This window comes from Mycobacterium appelbergii (assembly GCF_032883035.1).
GTDB classification, from domain to species: domain Bacteria; phylum Actinomycetota; class Actinomycetes; order Mycobacteriales; family Mycobacteriaceae; genus Mycobacterium; species Mycobacterium appelbergii.
Window position 1 is genome coordinate 131,909 of sequence record NZ_JAMQTH010000014.1, and the last position, 20,507, is coordinate 152,415.

A 20,507-nucleotide genomic window follows, 5' to 3' on the forward strand; every position below is an offset into this window, starting at 1 on the left:
CGGGCATCACGCCAGCAGTGCCATCTCCCTGGCGTTCTTGATCGCCGTGGCGACCTGTCGCTGCTGCTGCGGTGTCAGTCCGGTGATGCGCCGGGCGCGGATTTTGCCACGCTCGCTGATAAAGGTCCGCAGCAACTGAACATCCTTGTAATCGACCTTCGTGACACCGAGCGCGTCGAGTTGGTTGCGCCGGGGTTTCTTGACCTCGCTGACGGGTGGACGCTTTTTCGCCTTGCTCTTGCCTGCCATCACCAACTCGACTTCCGTACGCCCGGGAGCTCTCCCCGGTGCGCCATTTCCCTGACCCTGACCCGGGACAGGCCGAACTTGCGCAGATGCCCGCGCGGTCGGCCGTCCACAACATCACGGTTGCGTAGCCGGACCGGGCTGGAATCACGAGGCAGCCGCTGCAACGCCGAAACCGCGGCCGCCCGTTGCTCACGGGAACTGGCCGGGTTACGGATGGTCTCCTTGAGTTCGGCGCGACGTTCGGCGTAGCGCTCCACCAGTTTCCGGCGTTGTTCGTTCTTGACGATCTTGGACAGCTTCGCCATCAGCGTTCCTCTCGAAAGTCGACGTGGCGGCGGATCACCGGGTCGTACTTGCGCAGCACAATCCGGTCCGGGTCGTTGCGGCGGTTCTTGCGGGTCACGTAGGTGTACCCGGTCCCCGCGGTCGAGCGCAGTTTCACGATCGGGCGAATATCGTTGCGGGCCATCAGATCTTCACGCCCTGGCTGCGCAGCCGGGCGACCACCGCTTCGATGCCGTCCCGGTCGATGACCTTGATTCCCTTGGCGCTCACGCGCAACCGGACGCGACGGCCTTCCGAAGCCAGGAAGTACGTCTTGTTCTGAATGTTCGGGTTCCAGCGTCTACGGCTTCGCCGGTGTGAGTGCGACACCGTGTTCCCGAATCCGGGCGTTCGCCCGGTGACTTGGCAGTGGGCAGACATGGGGCTCCTTCGTCGTGCGGTAATCTAGCTAAACCGTAATGATAATCGTTTTCAATAGTCAATCGGGAGGCCAGGTGCGAACCCCTGTTGTGCTGGTCGCCGGCCAGGGCGATACCGACGGCGTCGTCGGAGAACTCAGTCGCAAACCCGGAACCGTGCTGGTCCGGCACACCTTCGACGGCCAGGTGGTGGTGCGCACGGTCGGCACCGCGGCGGCCACCTCGGACTGGGCCCTGGAACTGGCGCACGGCTGCATGTCCTGCACGGTGCGCGACGACCTGCTGATACTGCTGCGACGCCTGCACCGGCGCAGCGACGTAGAGCGCATCGTCGTGCAGTTGATGGCATGGATGGAACCGGAGCCCGTGTGCTGGGCCGTCAACAACATCCGGGTGCGCGTCGGACCCGGTTACCTCGACGGCCCGGCCGCGCGTGACGTCCGCATCGAGGCGGTGATCGGCTGCGTCGACACCATGCACTGGCTGCACCAGAGCGTCGGTGAGGACGAACTCGACGACGGCCGCACCGCCGCCCAGGTGGTGGTCGGGCAGGCGGAGTTCGCCGACGTGCTGGTGCTCACCGAGCCCGAGGCCACCACGCTGGCGGTGCTGCGGCGGCTCGCGCCGCGCGCCAGGATCACCGTCGGTCCGGACCGCGTCGAGCTTGCGTTGGCACACCTCGAACCCGACAGTCGCCGCGGCGGGGCCACCGCACCGCACGACCCGCTGCTGGCCGGTGAGCCACCACTGGACCGCGACGGGGAGGTCGGGATCGTCGAGTTCACCGCGCGCCGCCCCTTCCATCCGCTGCGACTGCACGCCGCGCTGGACCTGCTACTCGACGGCGTGGTGCGAACCCGCGGCAGGGTCTGGCTGGCCGGGCGCGCCGACGACGTCATGTGGATCGAATCCGCCGGCGGCGGATTGCACTTCAGGAATGCCGGAAAATGGCTGGCGGCAATGGATTCCAGCGAGCTGGCTTACACGGACCCACAACGACGCGCGCTGGCCGCGATCGATTGGGACGACGAATTCGGTGACCGGCACGTCTCACTGACGGTGCTGGCGTGCGGCGCACGCCCGGACGAGATCGTCGCCGGGCTGCGGGGCGCCCTGCTCACCGACACCGAATTCGCCCGCCCCGGCGAGTGGGACCGGTACCCCGACCCGTTCGGCGACTGGCACGAGGAACCCTGCGAGGAACCGGCCGACGAACCCGCCACACCAGGCCACCACGAAGGAGAAGCCCGATGAAACGCGACATCCACCCCGACTACCACCCGGTGGTCTTCCAGGACGCCGCCACCGGATCCCGGTTCCTCACCCGATCCACGGCGACCAGCGAGCGCACCATCGACTGGCCCACCGCCGAAGGCACACAGCGCTACCCGTTGATCGTGGTGGATGTCAGCTCCGATTCACACCCGTTCTGGACCGGCTCCAAGCGCCACATCGACGCCGCCGGACAGGTGGAGAAATTCCGCCGCCGCTACGGCTAGGTTTCCACCTTAGGGTGGGTCCATGCGGCTCAAACCCGGCAGGCCCGACCTGGCCGACTACGCACGGTTCGTCGATGCGCCGTCGGCCACCGCGGAATCTCCGCTGTGGGTGACGTGGGCAGGGGTCACCACCCTGTTGATCGACGACGGCTCATCGGCAGTGCTGACCGACGGGTTCTTCTCGCGGCCCGGCCTGCTGACCGTCGGCCTGGGGCGGCTGGCCCCGTCATTGCCCCGCATCGACGGCTGTCTGTCCCGGCTCAGGGTGGATCGCCTCGACGGGGTGCTGCCGGTGCACAGCCATTTCGACCACGCCATGGACTCCGCCGTCGTGGCCGAGCGCACCGGCGCGCCCTTGGTGGGCGGCACCTCGACAGCCCAGATCGGCCTCGGGTACGGCCTGTCCGCCGACCGGCTCATCACCGTCGACCCGGGCGCACCTGTGCGCCTTGGAGCCTTTGACGTCACGCTCTTCGAATCCGTTCACTGCCCACCCGACCGGTTCCCCGGCACGATCACCACACCGGTGGTACCCCCGGTCAAGGCGTCGGCATACAAGTGTGGCGAGGCGTGGGCGACGCTGGTGCACCACCGGGCCTCTCAGCGCCGCATGCTGATCGTCGGCAGTGCCGGGGCCGTCCCCGGCGCACTGGCCGGGCAACGCGCCGATGTCGTCTATCTGGGCATCGGGCAGCTCGGGATCCAGCCCGAGCGGTATCTGATCGACTACTGGACCGACACCGTGCGCACGGTCGGCGCCCGCCGGGTGGTCCTGATCCACTGGGACGATTTCTTCCGGCCCCTGGACAAGCCGTTGCGGGCACTGCCGTATGCCGGTGACGACCTCGATGTCTCGATGCGGGTGCTGACCCGGCTGGCCGATGAGGACGGTATCGGCTTGCATCTGCCCGCGCTGTGGGAACGCGCTGATCCGTGGCGCTGACGCTGGCGCTGATCGCGCTGGCGGTGGTGTTGGTCTTCGCCATGGTGCGCCCGAACGGGTGGCCGGAGGCCGTCGCCGCGGTGCCCGCCGCGGCGCTGCTCATCGCCTTCGGGGTGATTTCACGTGACGACGCGCTGGCCGAGGTGGGGCGCTTGCTACCCGTGGTCGGATTCCTGGCCGCCGTGCTGGTGCTGGCCCACCTGTGTGACGACGAGGGTCTGTTCCACGCCGCAGGCACCCTCATGGCCCGGGCCAGCAGAGGCAATCCGCGGCGCCTGCTGACGCGGGTCTTCGTCATCGCCGCGACGACCACCGCCGTGCTGAGCCTGGACGCCACGGTCGTGCTGCTCACCCCGGTGGTGCTGGCGACCGCGCGCACGCTGTCGATCCCGTCGCGGCCGCACGCCTATGCCACCGCGCATCTGGCCAACACCGCGTCGTTGCTGTTTCCGGTGTCCAACCTGACGAACCTGCTGGCGTTCACGGTCGCCGGGTTGTCATTCGTCCACTTCACCGCGGTGATGGCACTGCCGTGGCTGGCCGCGATCGCCGTTGAATTCCTGGTTTTGCGTTGGCTTTTCGCACGCGAGTTGCCGCGGGGCCGGGTCGCCGACGTCACACCGCCACCGGCCGAGATCCCTGTTTTCGTGCTTGTGGTGCTCGGGCTGACGCTTGCGGGTTTCGCGGCCGCCTCGGCGCTCGGCGTCTCCCCCGCCTGGGCGGCCCTGGCCGGTGCGGTAACTCTCGGTGTACGCAGCCTGGCTCAGCGGCGCAGCACATTTCGCGGTATCGCCCACGCCGTCAATCTGCCGTTCCTGGCGTTCGTGCTGTGCCTGGGTGTGGTCGTGTATGCGGTCGTGCAGAACGGGCTCGGCGACGTCATGAGCGGGGTGCTGCCCCAAGGTGATTCACTGCCCGCACTCCTGGCGTTCGCGGCGGTGGCCGCGGTGCTGGCCAACCTCGTCAACAATCTTCCCGCCGTGCTGTTGCTGTTGCCGCTGGTGACGGCCTCCGGGCCGGCGGCCGTGCTCGCCGTGTTGATCGGGGTGAACATCGGACCGAACCTCAACTACGTCGGGTCGCTGTCAAACCTGTTGTGGCGCCATGTCGTACACCGCCATGGGCTCAAGGCTGGATTCGGCGAGTTCAGCCGGGTCGGGCTGGCCACCGTGCCGCTGACGCTGGTGGTCTCGGTACTCGGATTGTGGGTCGGAGTCCGGTTGTTCGGGGTGTAGCTCACCACTCCTTGAGCACGCGAAGCTTGTTCGCATTGTTCATCGCCGCACGCCGCAGGCGCTTCAGCTCCGGGTAGAAGGCGTTGCCCTTGTTGGCTTCCTGACCGTTGAGCGGCAGGTCGAACGTGGCGATCAGCTTCTCTTCCAAATACCACGGCTCAGGGTGAACCAGCCACGACACCAACGCGTTCTCGGCCATCCACTGCGTCAGAACGGCTTCACCCCCGGCAAAGGTCCGCCGGTCGCCGTTGCCGATACGGCGCAGCTTGAAGCCGAGCTCTTCCGCGAGCAGGATGCCGAGCGTCTTGCGCAGCGTAGAGCCGTCCGCGTCCGCGTTGGCCGCGCCGTAGTGATACCTCACCCGCTTGCGCAGATCCTGGGTGCTCGGCGGCTTTCCGCTGACCGGCGGGCGGGTGGGGCTGATGCCGACGTAGAGCAGGGTGAGGCCGTCCCGCTGTTGACATCCCGAAACGTCGATGTCCGCAGGCACCTTACGAAACCACCAACCGTTGGCACCGGGCGCCTCGGGAACCGGGCAGGGATCGCTGAACACTTCCTCCCGGGTGAACGGCCGGGCGGCAAGAAAGCCCGCCGGGCTGCTGGCACTTCGCCCTTTGGACACCGGTTAGCTCCGGCGCTGACGGGCGATCTCGGCGAGCACCACACCGGCGGCCACCGACGCGTTCAGCGACTCCGTGGGCCCGGCCATCGGGATCGACACCACCGCATCGCAGTTCTCGCGGACCAGTCGGGACAAACCCTTGCCCTCCGAACCGACCACCACGACCATCGGACCCTTGCCCTCGAGCTCGTCGAGTGTGGTGTCGCCACTGGCGTCCAACCCGACGATCTGCAGGCCCGCGTCGGCACAACTCTTCAGTGTCCGAGTCAAATTCGTCGCACGTGCCACCGGGACCCGGGCGGCGGCCCCGGCACTGGTCCGCCAGGCCACCGCCGTCACCGACGCCGAGCGACGTTGCGGGATGACCACACCGTGCCCGGCGAACGCGGCCACCGAACGCACGATCGCGCCGAGGTTGCGGGGATCAGAGATGTTGTCCAGCGCCACCAGCAGCGCGGGGGCACCGTCTGCCTTGGCAGCGGCCAGCAGATCATCCGGGTGCGCATACGAGTACGGCGGTACCTGCAGGCCCAAGCCCTGATGCAGCGCGTGCGCACTCATCCGGTCCAGGTCGGTGCGGGGCACCTCAAGAATCGAGATGCCCGAATCCGCGGCGAGCTGGACAGATTCGGTGACCCTCTCGTCGGCCTCCGTGCCCAGCGCGATGTACAGGGCGGTGGCAGGGACCTTCGCCCGCAGGCATTCGAGCACCGGGTTGCGGCCGAGCACCAACTCGGTGTCGTCGGTTCTGCGGTTGGAGCGCTGCTGCTGCGCCTTCTTGGCGGCCCTGGCCTTCTTGGCCGCCGGATGATGGGGGCGTTGGGCTGCAGGCGGGGTGGCTCCCCGGCCCTCCAGCCCGCGGCGGCGCACACCTCCGGAGCCGACGGTCGGACCCTTCTTCGTGCCTGGTTTGCGGACTGCGCCGCGGCGCTGCGAATTGCCGGCCATTTACTTAGTATCCCCGTCCAGAGCCCACTGTGGTCCGTCGGCGGTGTCGGTGACCTCGATGCCCGCCTCCTTGAGCCGGTCGCGGATGGCATCGGCCGCCGCCCAGTCCCGGTTCTGCCTGGCCTCGGCCCGGCTCGCCAGCGCCCACTGCACCAAAACGTCGACAGCAGCCAGCGCGGCGGAGGTTTCGTCGCGCGACTCCCAGCGTTCGTCGAGCGGGTCGCATCCGAGGATGCCCATCATCGACCGGATCGCGGTGGCCTGCGCCATCGCGCCGTCGTGGTCACCGGCGTCCAACGCGCGGTTGCCCTCGGCGCGGGCGGCATGCACCTCGGCCAGCGCGATCGGCACCGACAGATCGTCGTTGAGCGCATCGGCGAACTTCTGCGTCCACTCACCGACGGCCACGTTGCCCACCCGGTTGCGCACGCGGTGCAGGAAATCCTCGATGCCGGTGTAGGCCTTGACCGCATCCTGCAGCGCGTTCTCCGAGAACTCGAGCATGGACCGGTAGTGCGCGCTGCCCAGGTAGTAGCGCAGTTCGGCGGCCCGGACCCGCTGCAGCACCGCGGGAATCGCGAGCACATTGCCCAGCGACTTGCTCATCTTCTCGCCGCCCATGGTGACCCAGCCGTTGTGCAGCCAGAAGCGGGCGAACCCGTCGCCCGCGGCCTGAGCCTGGGCGATCTCGTTCTCGTGGTGAGGGAAAACCAGGTCCATGCCGCCGGCATGGATGTCGAACGCCTCACCCAGGTAGGCCTCGCACATCGCGACGCACTCGGTGTGCCAACCGGGGCGTCCACGTCCCCACGGAGTCGGCCACGACGGTTCACCCGGCTTGGCGGCCTTCCACAACGTGAAGTCGCGCGGGTCGCGTTTGCATGTTCCCGCGCCTTCGCCCTGGTGGACGTCGTCGATCCGGTGGCCGGACAGTTGGCCGTAGGACGGCAGGCTGAGCACGTCGAAGTAGACGTCCCCGCCGGCGGCGTAGGCATGGCCGTTGTCGATCAGCCGCTCGATCAGCTCGACCATCTGGGTGATGTGCCCGGTGGCCCTGGGCTCGGCCGACGGCGGTAGCACACCCAGCGCGTCGTAGGAGGCCGTGAATGCGCGCTCGAAGGTGGCGGCCCATTCCCACCACGGGCGGCCTGCGTCGGCCGCCTTGTTGAGGATCTTGTCGTCGATGTCGGTGACGTTGCGAATGAACGCGACGTCGTAGCCGTTCGCGGTCAACCAGCGGCGCAACACGTCGAACGCCACCCCGCTACGGACATGTCCGATGTGCGGCAGCCCCTGAACGGTTGCACCGCACAGGTAGATCGAGGCGTGCCCGGGCCGCAACGGTACGAAATCGCGAACGGCACCCGCCATGGTGTCGTATAGCCGCAATCCGGCGCGATCGGTCACGACGCGCCAGCTTACCGGCCTATTCAGGCTTCCTTGACATCGCCGAGGACCAGGGCCGTGGCCAGGGCGGCCAAACCCTCCCCGCGGCCGGTCAGCCCGAGACCGTCGGTGGTGGTCGCAGACACCGACACCGGCGCCCCGATCAGCTCGCTGAGCAGCCGTTGGGCCTCGTCGCGGCGCGGACCGACCTTCGGCCTGTTGCCGATCACCTGGACCGCGGCATTGCCCACGCGAAATCCTGCTGCCTGCAGCAATCCGTGCACATGGCGCAGCATGTCGGCACCGGTGACCCCGCGCCATTCGGGTCGGTCGGTGCCGAATACCGCACCGATGTCGCCGAGACCGGCCGCTGACAGCAGCGCATCGCACAGGGCGTGGGCGGCAACATCACCGTCGGAGTGTCCGGCACAGCCATCGGCGTCGTCGAAACGCAGGCCCAGCAGCCAGCACGGACGGCCGGCCTCGATCGGGTGGACGTCGGTGCCCAACCCGACTCGTGGAATGTTCACGCGCGGCCTGCCAGGACCGCTTCGGCCAACAACAGATCCATCGGAGTGGTGATCTTGAAGGCCAGGACGTCGCCTTCGACGATCTGCACCTGGGTGCCGAGTTGCTCGACCAACGAAGCGTCGTCGGTGAAGCCACCCCCACCGGCCCGCGTATAGGCGCGGCGCAGCACCTCGGTGTGAAAGCCCTGCGGTGTCTGCACCGCACGCAGCCCGCCCCGCTCCGGGGTGCCCAGCACCACTCCGTTGGCGTCGACGGCCTTGATGGTGTCCGCGGGCGGCAGACCGGGAACCACTGCTGCGTGGCCTGATTTCAGTGCCTGCACCACGCGGGCGATCAATGACGCCGGGGTCAGTGCGCGGGCCGCGTCGTGCACCAGAACGAGTTCGGCATCACCGACGGCCGCCAGCGCCAGCCCCACAGACTCGGTGCGGTCGACGCCACCGGCCAATATCTCCGCGGCACCACCGAAGACCAATTTGGCCTCATCGGTGAGCGCCGGCGGCACCGCGACCACCACGCGGTCGACGACGCCGGAAGCATGCAACCCATCAAGGGCATGCTCCAAGAGGGGCTTACCGCCCAATTTGACGAATGCTTTCGGCCTGCCCGCGCCGAGCCGCTCACCAGAGCCGGCGGCCGGGACGACGGCTACCGTTGCCACAACGCGTCAGGACGCGGCGGCCAGAACCTCGTCGAGGATGGTCTCCGCCTTGGCGTCATCGGTGTTCTCGGCCAGCGCAAGCTCGCCCACCAGGATCTGCCGGGCCTTGGCCAGCATCCGCTTCTCGCCCGCAGACAGGCCGCGTTCCTGATCGCGGCGCCACAGATCACGCACGACCTCGGCGACCTTGTTCACGTCACCGGAGGCCAGCTTCTCGAGGTTGGCCTTGTAGCGGCGCGACCAGTTCGTGGGTTCCTCGGTGTGCGGCGCACGCAGCACCTGGAAGACCTTGTCGAGGCCTTCCTGGCCGACGACGTCACGGACCCCGACATACTCGGCATTGTCAGCGGGTACTCGAACGGTCAGATCGCCTTGGGCGACCTTCAGGACGAGATATTCTTTCTGTTCGCCCTTGATGGTCCGGGTTTCGATCGCCTCGATCAACGCAGCACCGTGGTGTGGATATACAACGGTGTCTCCGACCTTAAAAATCATCTGATTCGAGCCCCTTTCGCTATTCCATCCTAACACGGGCCCGGTTCGCGCGCCGATCAACTATGCAGGTCAGGGGCACTGCAGGTGAAGCGCAGGGGTTGACACGGTGACGAAACCATGCAACGCGGAGGCGTTTTCGGCGCCCGCGCACTGTGGTTTCGCACACTCATCGCCGACCCGATCCGACGGTTGCCAACCCTGCCGGTTCCGCGGGTCACCGCTACCTACTACTGTGCATAGTCGAAGTACGGCGACCCAGTTCAGGAGGCTTGAGTGAACCGCTTCACATTGCGCGCCTCGGCCGGTCTAGCCGCGTGCGGCCTGGCCGCTGCCGCGCTCACCGGCTGCAGTGCCGGACAGGTCTCCCAGACGTCGGTCCAGGAACCGGCGGTCAACGGTGTCAACGCGCAGGCGGGCGACATCTCGCTGCGCAATGTTCACCTGCGGGCGCCGCAGCAGTCCGACTACGTCGAGCCGGGCTCCGAGGTCGAGTTGCTGTTCGTCGCCGTCAACAATTCACCGGACCAGAACAACAAGCTCGTGTCGATCTCCTCGGACGTCGGCAACGTGACGCTGGCGGGCGACGGCGCCCTGCCCGCCACCGGCACCCTGGTGGTGGGCGAACCCGACGGCCAGCTCGCAGCACTGGAGAGCGCCGAGACCGCCGACGCGGTCACGGCCGACGTGGCGCTGAACAAGCCGATCACCAACGGGCTCACCTACGACTTCACCTTCACGTTCGAGAACGGCGAGGCGACCGTCGCAGTACCGATCTCGGCGGGCAATGAGCCGCGGCGCGACAAGACCGGCGAGACCGAATCCGCCGAGGGTGGCGAATCCGGCGGTCATCACTAGGAACCGCCCGGTGTCCTGACCCGTTTTGTCGGGACGAGCCGATACTGTCACGGCGTGGTCGCTTCGAAAGTACGTTCGCAGTATCGCTGTTCGGAATGTCAGCACGTCACACCCAAATGGGTCGGCCGCTGCGCGCACTGCGGCACCTGGGGCACGGTCGACGAGGCCCCCACCCTGGCTTCGGTAGGCGGCGGCGCAGTCCGACGCTCGGTCGCACCCAGTTCCCCGGCCGTGCCGATCACCTCGATCAAACCCGGCGTCACCAGCCATCATGCAACCGGCGTCAGCGAACTGGACCGGGTCCTGGGCGGCGGGCTGGTGGCAGGTTCGGTCACGCTGCTTGCCGGTGATCCCGGCGTCGGCAAGTCCACTCTGCTGCTCGAGGTGGTCAGCCGGTGGGCGCACAACGGCAAGCGGGCGTTGTACCTGTCCGGCGAGGAATCCGCGGGGCAGATCCGCCTGCGCGCGGAGCGCACAGGCTGTACCCATGACGAGGTCTACCTGGCGGCCGAGTCTGATCTGCAGATCGCACTGGGCCATATCGAGGAGGTCCGCCCCAGCCTGGTGGTGGTCGACTCGGTCCAGACCATGTCCACCACCGAAGCCGACGGTGTCACGGGCGGGGTAACCCAGGTGCGGGCCGTGACGACGGCGTTGACCTCCTACGCCAAGGCCGCCCCCGGTGACCGGCCGGTCGCGTTGATTCTCGTCGGGCATGTCACCAAGGACGGCGCCATCGCAGGGCCCCGGTCATTGGAACATCTGGTCGACGTCGTGCTGCATTTCGAGGGGGACCGCACCTCGGCACTGCGGATGGTCCGGGGTGTGAAGAACCGGTTCGGCGCGGCCGACGAAGTCGGATGTTTCCTGTTGCACGACAACGGGATCGAATGCGTCAGCGACCCGTCCGGACTGTTCCTCGACCAGCGGCCCGCGCCCGTTCCCGGCACTGCGGTGACGGTGACGCTCGACGGTAAACGCCCGATGATCGGCGAGGTGCAGGCCCTCGTCGGCACCCAGGCCTCCGGTACGCCGCGTCGCGCCGTCAGCGGCATCGACTCCGCGCGGGCGGCGATGATCGGCGCGGTGCTGGAGGGTCACGCCGGGCTGCCGATCGGGCGCAACGACCTGTACCTGTCCACGGTCGGCGGGATGCGCCTGACCGACCCGTCCTCGGATCTGGCCGTCGCACTTGCCATCGCATCGGCGTCGATGAACCTGGCGCTGCCGATGAACACGGTGGCCGTCGGCGAGGTGGGTCTGGCAGGTGACCTGCGCCGGGTGACGGGGCTGGACCGCAGACTTGCCGAGGCCGCCCGGTTGGGCTTCAACTGCGCGGTGGTGCCGCCCGGCGTAACCGCCCCTCCGGCTGGAATGCGCGTGATCACCGCAGACAACATCAGGACGGCGTTGCGGGCGATCAGGGATATCGCGGACAATAGCGGCCGATCCTAGGAGGGCCGATGGCCGTCAAATCCGGCAGGGCAGGCCGCAACGTCGTACAACTGGCGCGGCCGACGCTGCGCGAGACACTGGGCCGGCTGGCCCCGGGCACGCCGCTGCGCGACGGGCTGGAGCGCATCCTGCGGGGTCGCACCGGGGCGCTGATCGTGCTCGGCTACGACGACAGCGTGGAATCCATCTGCGACGGCGGATTCGAGCTGGATGTGCGGTACGCGCCGACCCGGTTGAGGGAGCTGTCCAAGATGGACGGTGCAGTGGTGCTGTCCAGCGATGCCAGCCGCATCCTGCGCGCCAACGTCCAGCTGGTACCCGACCCTTCGATCCCGACCGATGAGTCCGGCACCCGGCACCGCTCTGCCGAGCGCGCCGCGATCCAGACCGGCTATCCGGTGGTGTCGGTGAGCCATTCGATGAGCATCGTCACGGTCTATGTCGCAGGTGAGCGCCATGTGGTGCCCGAGTCCGCGACGATCCTGTCACGGGCCAACCAGACCATCGCCACGCTCGAGCGCTACAAGGGCAGGCTCGACGAGGTGAGCCGCCAGTTGTCGACCGCCGAGATCGAGGACTTCGTGACGCTGCGTGACGTCATGACCGTGGTCCAGCGCCTGGAAATGGTGCGCCGCATCAGCCTGGAGATCGACGCCGACGTGGTTGAACTCGGCACCGACGGCCGCCAGCTGAAACTGCAACTCGACGAACTCGTGGGTGACAACGACATTTCCCGTGAGCTCATCGTGCGCGACTATCACGCCAACCCAGACCCACCGACCGCAGCGCAGGTCAGCGCGACCCTCGACGAGCTGGACGCCCTTACCGACAATGAGCTGCTCGACTTCACCACGGTGGCAAGGGTTTTCGGCTATCCGTCAACTATGGAGGCGCAGGACTCGGCGATGAGTTCACGCGGTTACCGCGCCATGGCGGCGATCCCACGCCTGCAGTTCGCCCACGTCGATCTGCTGGTGCGCTCATTCGGCTCATTGCAGGGTCTACTGGCCGCGAGCTCCGACGATCTGCAGTCGGTGGAAGGGATCGGGTCGATGTGGGCCCGCCACATCCGCGAAGGTTTGTCGCTGCTCGCCGAATCGACTATCGCCGACCGGCTGGCCTGAGCCGGCTCAGTTACCGGGAATCGGGCCGGGTGCGGCCGGGGCACCGCCCGGCGGCGGAGCGGGATGCTGGGCGGGATCAGCCAGGGTGAACGGCACCGACGCGGATCTCAGATTGCCCAGTTGGACGATGAGGTTGTAGGTGCCTGCGCCGATCGGCTGGCGCGGCAGCGGGCATTGCGGCGCCGATCCCATTCCGGTCCAGGTGACCTCGGTGGTGACCTGCTCCCCCGGATTGAACGTCTTGACCAGGGTCTCGTTCGACGGTGCGCAATCCAGGTTCGACCACAGCCGGGTGTTGTCCAGTGAGTAGACGTAGGCGGCGAGCACCGCTGCACCCACGTCGCGCTGGCAGGCGACCAGCCCAATGTTGGTGACCACCATGGTGAACTTCGGCTGATCGCCGACGACGTATTCGGGTTGGCTGGTGATGCCCTTGACTGCGAGCGTCGAATCCGGGCAGTCGTCGCCCTCCTTGAGCACCGGAGGCGGCGTGACGGCGGCGGTCGGGGTCGCCGTGGGTGGTGGAGCTTGCTGAGCCGGTGGCTTCACCGGCGTCTTGACCTCGGGGTTCTCGCCAGGCAGCGGCGTGGGTGGGGCCGCCTCGGCAGACGATTCGTCGGCGGGCTTGGTCTCAGCGCCTGAGCTGTTGGTCATGATCACCGCGACGATCGCGGCGATGACCCCGATGACGACTACCGCAATTCCGATAGCCAGCGCCCTGCGCCGCCAGTAAATCTGAGCGGGCAGCGGGCCCTGAGGATCCAATTCCAACACGACCTTCACGGTAAGCCCAGGTCATGCCCAGTTGCCCGAGGCGGCCCGGCGTGTCGTCTGTGGGCTTTATGTGCTCCTGGCCTCAGGATTCGCCGATATCGCCCAGATGATCCCGCAACTCCACCCGGCCGTCGGCCAGATGATACGTCGCGCCGACGATGGCCTGCGTGCCCGCGGCGATACCCTGCGCTATCGCCGCCGAGCGCATCCGCAGTTGCGCAACCGTCTCCTTGACGTGCTGGGCCTCGAATTCGTCCACGCGGGTGAGCCCGGAATGCCGGCCCATCAGGATCGACGGGGTCACCCGCTCCACGATGTCGCGCACATAGCCCCCGGGCATCTCGCCTTCGTCGAGTGCGGCGATCGCCGCCTTGACCGCACCGCAACTGTCGTGGCCCAGCACCACGATCAGCGGCACGTCGAGGATTGAGACCGCGTATTCGATCGAGCCCAGCACCGCGTTGTCGAGGACATGACCGGCGGTACGCACGACGAACATATCGCCCAGACCCTGGTCGAACAGGATCTCGGCGGCCACCCGGCTGTCTCCGCAGCCGAACACCACCGCGGTCGGCTTCTGCGTGTGCGCCAAGCTTGCCCGCCGCGCGATGTCCTGGCTGGGATGCTGCGGTTCGCCGGCAACAAAGCGCTCGTTACCCTCCTTGAGTGCCTTCCAGGCGGATATGGGGTTCGAGTTGGGCATGGCTACCATTTTGCCTGAACGCGTCATGACCATCGACGCGGGTGAGCTTTTGCGCTGGTATTCGCACGCGCAGCGGGATCTGCCGTGGCGCCGCAACGGCGTGACGCCGTGGCAGATCCTGGTCAGCGAGTTCATGCTCCAGCAGACACCGGTGGCGAGGGTGGAGCCGATCTGGCTGGCCTGGATCGAGCGTTGGCCCACCCCGTCGGCCACCGCTGCGGCGGGGTCCGCGGAGGTGTTACGGGCCTGGGGCAAGCTCGGCTATCCACGGCGCGCCAAGCGCCTGCACGAGTGTGCGGTGACGATCGCCGCCGATCACGGCGACGAGGTGCCCTCGGATGTCGAGACGCTGCTGGGCCTGCCTGGCATCGGCGCATACACCGCGCGGGCGGTGGCGTGCTTCGCTTACGCGGCCCGGGTTCCGGTGGTCGACACCAATGTGCGCCGGGTGGTGGCCCGCGCGGTACACGGCCGGGCGGATTCACCCGCGAGTGTGCGCGACCTCGACGAGGTGGCGGCGCTGTTGCCCGAGGATGAGACGGCACCGCGATTTTCGGCCGCACTGATGGAACTCGGCGCCACGGTGTGCGTCGCTCGCGGACCACGGTGCGGCACCTGCCCACTGAGCGAGTGCCGTTGGCGTTCAGCGGGATACCCGGCGGGGACACTCGCCAAGCGGGTGCAGCGCTACGCAGGCACCGACCGTGAGGTCCGCGGAAAGTTGCTGGATGTGTTGCGCGGCAGCACTACCACGGTCACGCGAAGCGAACTTGACGTGGCATGGCCGGCGGATCCGGCGCAGCGTGACCGCGCCCTGGATTCGCTGCTCGTCGACGGTCTGGTGGAGCAGACGGCCGACGGCCGGTTCGCCCTCGCCGGCGAAGGCGACGGTTAGGCGCTCACCTCGACTTCAGGTGCACCACAGGCAAATCGGCGCCGATAGTCCGACGGCGTCACCCCGATGACACGGCGGAAGTGGTGACGCAGCAGGGTCGCGGTACCGAAACCCGACCGCTCGGCGATCCAGTCGACGTCGAGGTCTGTCTCCTCCAGCAGCCGACGCGCGTACAGCACCCGCTGATCGGTGATCCACTGCATCGGCGTGGTACCGGTCTCCTCCACGAAACGACGGGCGAACGTGCGCGTGGACATCGCCGCCCGCCTGGCCAGCGTGGTCACCGTATGCGGCTTCTCCAGATTCCCGATGATCCAATCCAAATGCGGGGCAAAGCGTTCCGAACACCGGACCGGGATCGGCTGATCGATGAACTGGCGTTGACCGCCGTCACGCTGCGGCGGCACCACCATCCGTCGCGCGATCTTGTTGGTCACCTCACTGCCCAGCTCGCGCCGGACCAGGTGCAGGCACGCGTCGATGCCTGCGGCGGTGCCTGCACTGGTGATGAGGTTGCCGTCGTCGACGAACAGCACGTTGCGGTCCACCTTCGCAGTGGGGTACATCCGCGCCAGCGCGTCGGCGTGCATCCAGTGGGTGGTGCACGGCCTGCCGTCGAGCAGACCGGCCGCGCCGGCCAGGAAGGCACCCGAGCACACCGTCAGGATGATCGAGCCCGCGTCGGCGGCGGCCCGAACCGCCTCCAACGCCTCCGGCAGGTACTCGGATCCGCCGATCGCCGGGATCGCCACAAGATCGGCACCCACCAACGCACTGAGGTCGTGGTCGGGGGTCAGTTGGGCGCCCACCGATGTCCGCAGCGGTTGGCCCGCCACCGGTCCGCACACCTTGAAATCGAAGTTGGGCACGCCGTCGGCGGAGCGGTCGATGCCGAACACCTCACAGATCACCCCGAACTCGAAAACCGCGAGCCCGTCGAGCACCAACGTGGATACGCTTTTGAGCATGGCAGTATTTTACCCAAAGGTGTCCTCACTGCCACTGTTGGCAGAATGTGATGTCCACGAGCATTACTGCCATGACTATTGCACTCGCCCTGTTGATCATCGTTTCCCCGTTCGCCGTGGCCGCCGCGCTGAGTTGGGCCGCCCACCGTGGCGATGCGCTACGCATCCGACTGGACCAGTTCCGGGTGGCCTCCCCGCTGGCGGGCCTGCTGGGCGCCGATGCCGCGAACTATGAGGTGTACCGCGCCGAGCGGGACCTCGACGCGATCCGGACGCGCTTCGAGCATCACCCGACCTGGCCGACACCGGGCGTGTTAGGTGAGCGACGCTAGAAACTTCTCGACGGCCGACCGGTACACCCCGGGCTGCTCGTCGTGGACCAGGTGGCCTGCCCCCGGTGCATACAGATAGGTCGCCCGACTCGCCATCTGAGCCATCTGACGCATCTGCCCGGGCGGTGCCACGGAGTTACCCGCTTCGATCAGCAGTGTCGGCGCCGCCACGGCGCGCCACTGCGACCAGTAGTCGCGCGTTCCCCACTGGGCAGCGATGTCCAACCACCACTGCGGTTCACCGTGCAACCGCCAACCGGTCGACGTCCGATCGAATGCCTCCAGGAAGTACTGCCCGGCGATCGGACCGAATTCGTCGTAAACCTCCTGCGCGGACCCGAATTCGACCGGCAACGCATGCACCCACGGTTCCCACGGACCGGTGGTGCGGCCGCGGAAGTCCGGCGCCATGTCTTCGACCACCACCGCGGTCACCAGCTCGGGGCGGGCGGCGGCCAGACACCACGAATGCAACGCCCCCATCGAATGCCCGACCAGCCGGACCGGCCGGTGCAACCCCGCCACCGCCTCACCCAGATCCTCGACAAACCGTTCGGTACTGATCGGGTACGGATCGCGGACGTCACGCCCGCGATGCCACGGCGCGTCGTAGGTATAGACCTCACCCAGCCCGACCAACCACGGCAACTGGCGCGACCAGGTACTGCCACGCCCCATCAGCCCGTGCACCAGCACGATGGGCTCGCCCTGACCACCGCGGTGGGTGAGGAATTTCGTGACCATGCCGTTATCTTGCCGTGGCCGCGCGGTAGCCTGAACGGCATGCCCGTCGTGAAGATCAACGCCATCGAGGTCCCGCCCAACGCCGGCCCGGAACTGGAGAAGCGGTTCGCGAACCGTGCACACGCCGTCGACAAGCAGCCCGGCTTTCTCGGCTTCCAACTGTTGCGTCCGGTCAAGGGCGAAAACCGCTACTTCGTGGTCACACAGTGGGAGTCCGATGAGGCGTTCCAGGCGTGGGCGACCGGGCCGGCCGTCGACGCCCACAAGGGGCAACAGTCCAACCCGGTGGCCACCGGAGCGTCACTGCTGGAGTTCGAGGTTGTGTTGGACGTTGCGGGGTCCGGCACTCAGGCGTAGTCGCAGCCGGGGGCTGCGCCGGACGACTGGCCTGGCGGCCATCGTCGCGGTTGCCACCGCCCTGGCTTGCGGCTGTTCGCACAGCGTGGCCCCAGCGGCCGAGGTGTCCTACGGCGCCCACATCGACACCAACACTCCCCCAGGACTGCGGGCCAAGCAGACCATGGACATGCTGAACTCGAACTGGCCCATCGGTCCTGTCGGCGTACGCACACTCGCCGCCCCCGAGAAGGTCGACCTGGTCGGGACGAAACTGGACTCCATCTGGTGGGATCGGCCCTTCACGGTCACCGCTGTGGACATCGGCGCCGGCTCGGCCACCCTGCATGTGCTGACGTCCTACAACGTGTCCCAGGACATCGAGCTGAAAACCAATGACGCCGGCCTCGTGGACCGCTTCGAGGTCACCACCGAGAAGCCGGTGATCCACAAATGGGCCGACATCGACACCGAATTGGCGAAGTCGGGCGCGCGCTACTCCTACCAGGTGTCCAAGGTGAACGACGGCAAGTGCGAGCGCGTCGCGGGCACCAACACCGACCTGTCGTTGCCACTCGCCTCGATCTTCAAACTCTATGTGCTGCTTGCCGTCTCGGATGCCATCAAAGCGGGGACACTGAGCTGGGACGATCAGCTGACCATCACCAAGGACGGTAAGGCGCTCGGCTCGGCAGGGCTGGACAAGCTGCCGCCGGGGGCCCAGATCACGGTGCGGACCGCTGCCCAGCAGATGATCTCCGCAAGCGACAACATGGCCACCGACCTGCTGATCGGTCGCGTCGGGACCGGCGCGGTGGAACGCGCACTGGTCACCGCCGGTCACCACGATCCGGCGAGCATGACACCGTTCCCGACGATGCATGAGGTGTTCTCGGTCGGCTGGGGCGAACCGAATCTGCGTGAGCAATGGAAGAACGCGTCACCCAAGGACCGCGTGCAACTACTCAAGCAGACCAATTCCCGTCCCTACCAACCAGATCCGACCCGCACGCACCTGCCGGGGTCCAATGACGGACTGGAATGGTTCGGCACCGCGACCGACATCTGCCGGGTGCATGCCGCGCTGCAGGCTTCCGCCTACGGCGCCGCCGCACCGGTCAAGGACATCCTGTCGGCCCTGCCCGGGATCGACCTGGACCCGGACAAGTGGACCTACATCGGCGCCAAGGGCGGAAACCTGCCGGGGGATCTCACCTTCAGCTGGTACGCCGTCGACCACACCGGGCAGCCATGGGTGGTCAGCTTCCAGTTGAACTGGCCACAGTTCCGCAGCCCCACCGCCGCGGGCTGGCTGTTGTCGGTCGCCAAACGCGCGTTCGCCCTCGCACCGGTGGGCTAGTTGCTGCGCAGTGTCCAGGCGTGGCCACGGAAGTGCATCACCGTCCGGCTCACCGGCGCGATGTCGATGCGCCAGAACGATTTCGGCGGGGCATCGAGGGCGACGAGGATGGCGGCGCGCACTACCGCGGGATGTGTCACGGCCACCAGCCGGCCGCGGCGGTTGGTGAGGGTGCCCAGCCAATCGCGCACCCGGCCGATCAGGTCGACCACGGATTCCCCGCCATGGGGTGCCTGGGCGGGTTCGGTCAGCCAGATGGCCAGTTCGGCAGGGCGCACCCCGCCTAACACGTCGCCACGCCACCGGCCGAAGTCCAGATCCGCCAATCGCGGTTCCACCTCGGCGCGCACGCCGAGCAGTTCAGCGGTCTGCCGCGTCCGCTTCTCGGGTCCGCAGTAGGCAGCGTCAACGGTGCCCAGTTCGATCGATGCGTCGGCCTGGCGGTGGCCCACCGGGCTCAGCGGCTCGTCGGTGGGGAACCGTCCGGCTGCCATGGCGTCGGTGAGTGCATGCGAAACCAGGGTCAGCCGGACGACCTCACTCACGCGGTGACGGGCTCCCGCTTGGCCTCCAGCAGCCGGGACACCATCGCCCCGAACACCAGGCCGATCGTCGTCCACATGACCACCTGGGTGCCCAGTGAGTACAACCGGAATTCGTACAGATCATCGGCCGGGAAACCGGGGAAGACGATCGCGCCCGCCTCGTCGACAACCGGACCCGGGGTCTCGTCGATCGTCGGCAACACCAGGTAGACCACCGCGATGGCCACCACATAGGCACCCGTCGCCGCGAGCGTGGCATTCCATGCGCCGAGCCTGGGCACCAACCGACGGCCCAGGTACACCGCGGCGACGAACAGCGCCACCGAGAGCGCAACCAGCAGCACGTACAGCAGGGTGCGCTGGTTGATCGTCTCGTCCAGGCTGACCGCAGGCGGGTTGGGCGGGTACTTCAGCGCAGGCACGATCCACAACGAAACGAGCATGCCCCCTGCGCTCAATGCCGCCAGCGCGCGGACCGACAGGTTGGTGCGGCCGTAGGCGACGACGAAGACCACCGCCAGCAACACCCCCATCGCCACGCTGAACGCCAGCACGCCGAAACCCATGCCGATCGTGGATTGCACCGTGCGGGTGATCTCAGCGCCCTCGCCGCCGTGGCTGTGGCTGTGACCGCCGTGGGCGTGCTCGAGGGCGGCACGTGCCGTACCGACGCCGTCTTCGAAGTCGATGGCACGGCCGATCACGGGTTCGACGAAGATCTTCGCCCAGATGAATGCGAGCACTCCAGCGATGGCGCCGGCAAGAACGCCGCGCCAGATGATGAACTTTTCCATCGCGTCAGGTGTCCCCGCCGGTCAGTGGCAGGGGAAACCGAGCAGGTGGCGAGCGTCGTGGACGAACTCGTGAATGTAGGTGCTGTTGCCGAACACCGAGGTGGCGCCTTGATCCATGCCCACGAAGTACAGGATCACCAGTGCCAGGAAGGCGGTGAGGGTGAGCCAGGCGACGGCCTTGGTGGCCGAGAGGTCTACGGGCCGAACACGACTCTGGTGAGCCTCAGGAGATGTCATCGGGGGTCCTTTCCGGGAGTTCGCGTCCCAGTCCGCGGAGTGACAGGCGCAAGGGTCTGACTGTTCACAGTGGCGCGACCGTTCTGGATTCTCACCAGATTCCTTTGCGTGT

At 67.5% G+C, this 20,507-nt stretch carries 28 protein-coding genes and 1 riboswitch; of the genes, 11 read left to right on the forward strand and 17 right to left on the reverse strand.

Annotated features, from left to right (window positions below):
* Positions 1–6 precede the first annotated feature (6 nt).
* Genes rpsR through rpmB form a run of 4 tightly spaced genes read right to left on the reverse strand, consistent with a single transcriptional unit; the run spans position 7 to position 954 of the window.
* Positions 7–249 carry a 30S ribosomal protein S18 gene (gene rpsR / locus M1247_RS28035; protein WP_317159782.1) on the reverse strand — a complete coding sequence of 81 codons (243 nt, stop codon included), beginning with the start codon at positions 247–249 and terminating at the stop codon, positions 7–9.
* Positions 249–554: a 30S ribosomal protein S14 gene (gene rpsN, locus M1247_RS28040; RefSeq protein WP_317159672.1), complete on the reverse strand. Its 306-nt coding sequence runs from the start codon at positions 552–554 to the stop codon at positions 249–251. The genes rpsR and rpsN overlap by 1 nt, the downstream gene beginning before the upstream one ends.
* A complete protein-coding gene (gene rpmG / locus M1247_RS28045) occupies positions 554–718 on the reverse strand; it encodes a 50S ribosomal protein L33 (protein ID WP_317159673.1) in 165 nt (54 codons plus the stop codon). Before rpmG ends, rpsN begins: the two co-directional genes overlap by 1 nt.
* Positions 718–954, reverse strand: a complete 237-nt coding sequence (rpmB, locus tag M1247_RS28050) for a 50S ribosomal protein L28 (protein WP_317159674.1) — start codon at positions 952–954, stop codon at positions 718–720. Before rpmB ends, rpmG begins: the two co-directional genes overlap by 1 nt.
* Positions 955–1,028: 74 nt before the next feature.
* Between rpmB and mrf the strand changes: the two genes are divergently transcribed.
* From mrf to M1247_RS28070, 4 genes are read left to right on the forward strand one after another with little or no spacing between them, the layout of a single operon-like run.
* On the forward strand, positions 1,029–2,207 hold the full coding sequence (mrf, locus tag M1247_RS28055; protein ID WP_317159675.1) for a ribosome hibernation factor-recruiting GTPase MRF: 1,179 nt from the start codon (positions 1,029–1,031) through the stop codon (positions 2,205–2,207).
* Positions 2,204–2,452, forward strand: a complete 249-nt coding sequence (locus tag M1247_RS28060) for a type B 50S ribosomal protein L31 (protein ID WP_317159676.1) — start codon at positions 2,204–2,206, stop codon at positions 2,450–2,452. The genes mrf and M1247_RS28060 overlap by 4 nt, the downstream gene beginning before the upstream one ends.
* Positions 2,453–2,474: 22 nt before the next feature.
* Positions 2,475–3,395: an MBL fold metallo-hydrolase gene (locus M1247_RS28065; protein WP_317159677.1), complete on the forward strand. Its 921-nt coding sequence runs from the start codon at positions 2,475–2,477 to the stop codon at positions 3,393–3,395.
* Positions 3,392–4,630 carry an SLC13 family permease gene (locus tag M1247_RS28070; protein ID WP_317159783.1) on the forward strand — a complete coding sequence of 413 codons (1,239 nt, stop codon included), beginning with the start codon at positions 3,392–3,394 and terminating at the stop codon, positions 4,628–4,630. Before M1247_RS28065 ends, M1247_RS28070 begins: the two co-directional genes overlap by 4 nt.
* Before the next feature lies 1 nt (position 4,631).
* On the opposite strand, the gene M1247_RS28075 is transcribed toward M1247_RS28070, so the two are convergent.
* Genes M1247_RS28075 through carD form a run of 6 tightly spaced genes read right to left on the reverse strand, consistent with a single transcriptional unit; the run spans position 4,632 to position 9,273 of the window.
* Positions 4,632–5,252, reverse strand: a complete 621-nt coding sequence (locus tag M1247_RS28075) for a GIY-YIG nuclease family protein (protein ID WP_317159678.1) — start codon at positions 5,250–5,252, stop codon at positions 4,632–4,634.
* A gap of 3 nt (positions 5,253–5,255) precedes the next feature.
* The gene (gene rlmB, locus M1247_RS28080) at positions 5,256–6,200 is read right to left on the reverse strand and encodes a 23S rRNA (guanosine(2251)-2'-O)-methyltransferase RlmB (protein WP_317159679.1); all 945 of its coding nucleotides are present in this window, start codon (positions 6,198–6,200) and stop codon (positions 5,256–5,258) included.
* Positions 6,201–7,607 carry a cysteine--tRNA ligase gene (gene cysS / locus M1247_RS28085; RefSeq protein WP_317159680.1) on the reverse strand — a complete coding sequence of 469 codons (1,407 nt, stop codon included), beginning with the start codon at positions 7,605–7,607 and terminating at the stop codon, positions 6,201–6,203.
* A gap of 23 nt (positions 7,608–7,630) precedes the next feature.
* Complete coding sequence (gene ispF / locus M1247_RS28090) at positions 7,631–8,116, reverse strand: 2-C-methyl-D-erythritol 2,4-cyclodiphosphate synthase (RefSeq protein WP_317159681.1); 486 nt, start codon at positions 8,114–8,116, stop codon at positions 7,631–7,633.
* Positions 8,113–8,778 carry a 2-C-methyl-D-erythritol 4-phosphate cytidylyltransferase gene (gene ispD / locus M1247_RS28095; protein ID WP_317159682.1) on the reverse strand — a complete coding sequence of 222 codons (666 nt, stop codon included), beginning with the start codon at positions 8,776–8,778 and terminating at the stop codon, positions 8,113–8,115. The genes ispF and ispD overlap by 4 nt, the downstream gene beginning before the upstream one ends.
* Before the next feature lie 6 nt (positions 8,779–8,784).
* A complete protein-coding gene (gene carD, locus M1247_RS28100; RefSeq protein ID WP_011731020.1) occupies positions 8,785–9,273 on the reverse strand; it encodes an RNA polymerase-binding transcription factor CarD in 489 nt (162 codons plus the stop codon).
* A gap of 273 nt (positions 9,274–9,546) precedes the next feature.
* On the opposite strand from carD, the gene M1247_RS28105 reads away from it, so the two are divergent.
* The 3 genes from M1247_RS28105 to disA are packed head-to-tail and all read left to right on the forward strand — an operon-like array spanning position 9,547 to position 12,707.
* Complete coding sequence (locus tag M1247_RS28105) at positions 9,547–10,128, forward strand: copper chaperone PCu(A)C domain-containing protein (RefSeq protein ID WP_317159683.1); 582 nt, start codon at positions 9,547–9,549, stop codon at positions 10,126–10,128.
* A gap of 54 nt (positions 10,129–10,182) precedes the next feature.
* Complete coding sequence (gene radA, locus M1247_RS28110; RefSeq protein ID WP_317159684.1) at positions 10,183–11,583, forward strand: DNA repair protein RadA; 1,401 nt, start codon at positions 10,183–10,185, stop codon at positions 11,581–11,583.
* 8 nt (positions 11,584–11,591) lie between these two features.
* The gene (gene disA / locus M1247_RS28115; protein ID WP_317159685.1) at positions 11,592–12,707 is read left to right on the forward strand and encodes a DNA integrity scanning diadenylate cyclase DisA; all 1,116 of its coding nucleotides are present in this window, start codon (positions 11,592–11,594) and stop codon (positions 12,705–12,707) included.
* A gap of 6 nt (positions 12,708–12,713) precedes the next feature.
* On the opposite strand, the gene M1247_RS28120 is transcribed toward disA, so the two are convergent.
* Both M1247_RS28120 and M1247_RS28125 read right to left on the reverse strand, forming a co-directional pair.
* Complete coding sequence (locus tag M1247_RS28120) at positions 12,714–13,481, reverse strand: hypothetical protein (RefSeq protein ID WP_317159686.1); 768 nt, start codon at positions 13,479–13,481, stop codon at positions 12,714–12,716.
* Between the two features lie 82 nt (positions 13,482–13,563).
* Positions 13,564–14,184 carry a carbonic anhydrase gene (locus M1247_RS28125; protein WP_317159687.1) on the reverse strand — a complete coding sequence of 207 codons (621 nt, stop codon included), beginning with the start codon at positions 14,182–14,184 and terminating at the stop codon, positions 13,564–13,566.
* Between M1247_RS28125 and M1247_RS28130 the strand changes: the two genes are divergently transcribed.
* On the forward strand, positions 14,183–15,079 hold the full coding sequence (locus tag M1247_RS28130; protein ID WP_410506958.1) for an HhH-GPD family protein: 897 nt from the start codon (positions 14,183–14,185) through the stop codon (positions 15,077–15,079). The genes M1247_RS28125 and M1247_RS28130 overlap by 2 nt on opposite strands.
* Here the strand turns inward: M1247_RS28130 and M1247_RS28135 are convergent.
* Positions 15,076–16,047, reverse strand: coding sequence for a GlxA family transcriptional regulator (locus M1247_RS28135; protein ID WP_317159688.1), 972 nt, complete (start codon positions 16,045–16,047; stop codon positions 15,076–15,078). The two genes, M1247_RS28130 and M1247_RS28135, sit on opposite strands and share 4 nt — an antisense overlap.
* 71 nt (positions 16,048–16,118) lie before the next feature.
* Between M1247_RS28135 and M1247_RS28140 the strand changes: the two genes are divergently transcribed.
* Positions 16,119–16,379, forward strand: a complete 261-nt coding sequence (locus tag M1247_RS28140; protein WP_317159689.1) for a hypothetical protein — start codon at positions 16,119–16,121, stop codon at positions 16,377–16,379.
* On the opposite strand, the gene M1247_RS28145 is transcribed toward M1247_RS28140, so the two are convergent.
* Positions 16,362–17,123: an alpha/beta fold hydrolase gene (locus M1247_RS28145; protein WP_317159690.1), complete on the reverse strand. Its 762-nt coding sequence runs from the start codon at positions 17,121–17,123 to the stop codon at positions 16,362–16,364. The two genes, M1247_RS28140 and M1247_RS28145, sit on opposite strands and share 18 nt — an antisense overlap.
* 39 nt (positions 17,124–17,162) lie before the next feature.
* Between M1247_RS28145 and mhuD the strand changes: the two genes are divergently transcribed.
* Together mhuD and M1247_RS28155 are read left to right on the forward strand one after the other, a co-directional pair.
* Complete coding sequence (gene mhuD, locus M1247_RS28150; RefSeq protein ID WP_317159691.1) at positions 17,163–17,480, forward strand: mycobilin-forming heme oxygenase MhuD; 318 nt, start codon at positions 17,163–17,165, stop codon at positions 17,478–17,480.
* On the forward strand, positions 17,455–18,819 hold the full coding sequence (locus M1247_RS28155; RefSeq protein WP_410506959.1) for a serine hydrolase: 1,365 nt from the start codon (positions 17,455–17,457) through the stop codon (positions 18,817–18,819). The genes mhuD and M1247_RS28155 overlap by 26 nt, the downstream gene beginning before the upstream one ends.
* Here M1247_RS28155 and M1247_RS28160 read toward each other — a convergent pair.
* The 3 genes from M1247_RS28160 to M1247_RS28170 all read right to left on the reverse strand — a co-directional run bounded on the left by M1247_RS28160 (position 18,816) and on the right by M1247_RS28170 (position 20,395).
* Positions 18,816–19,364 carry a histidine phosphatase family protein gene (locus M1247_RS28160; protein WP_317159692.1) on the reverse strand — a complete coding sequence of 183 codons (549 nt, stop codon included), beginning with the start codon at positions 19,362–19,364 and terminating at the stop codon, positions 18,816–18,818. The two genes, M1247_RS28155 and M1247_RS28160, sit on opposite strands and share 4 nt — an antisense overlap.
* The gene (locus M1247_RS28165; protein ID WP_317159693.1) at positions 19,361–20,158 is read right to left on the reverse strand and encodes a CbtA family protein; all 798 of its coding nucleotides are present in this window, start codon (positions 20,156–20,158) and stop codon (positions 19,361–19,363) included. The genes M1247_RS28160 and M1247_RS28165 overlap by 4 nt, the downstream gene beginning before the upstream one ends.
* Before the next feature lie 21 nt (positions 20,159–20,179).
* Positions 20,180–20,395, reverse strand: a complete 216-nt coding sequence (locus tag M1247_RS28170) for a CbtB domain-containing protein (protein WP_317159694.1) — start codon at positions 20,393–20,395, stop codon at positions 20,180–20,182.
* Positions 20,351–20,498, reverse strand: a riboswitch (cobalamin riboswitch). (Overlaps the previous gene by 45 nt.)
* Between the last annotated feature and the right edge of the window lie 9 nt (positions 20,499–20,507).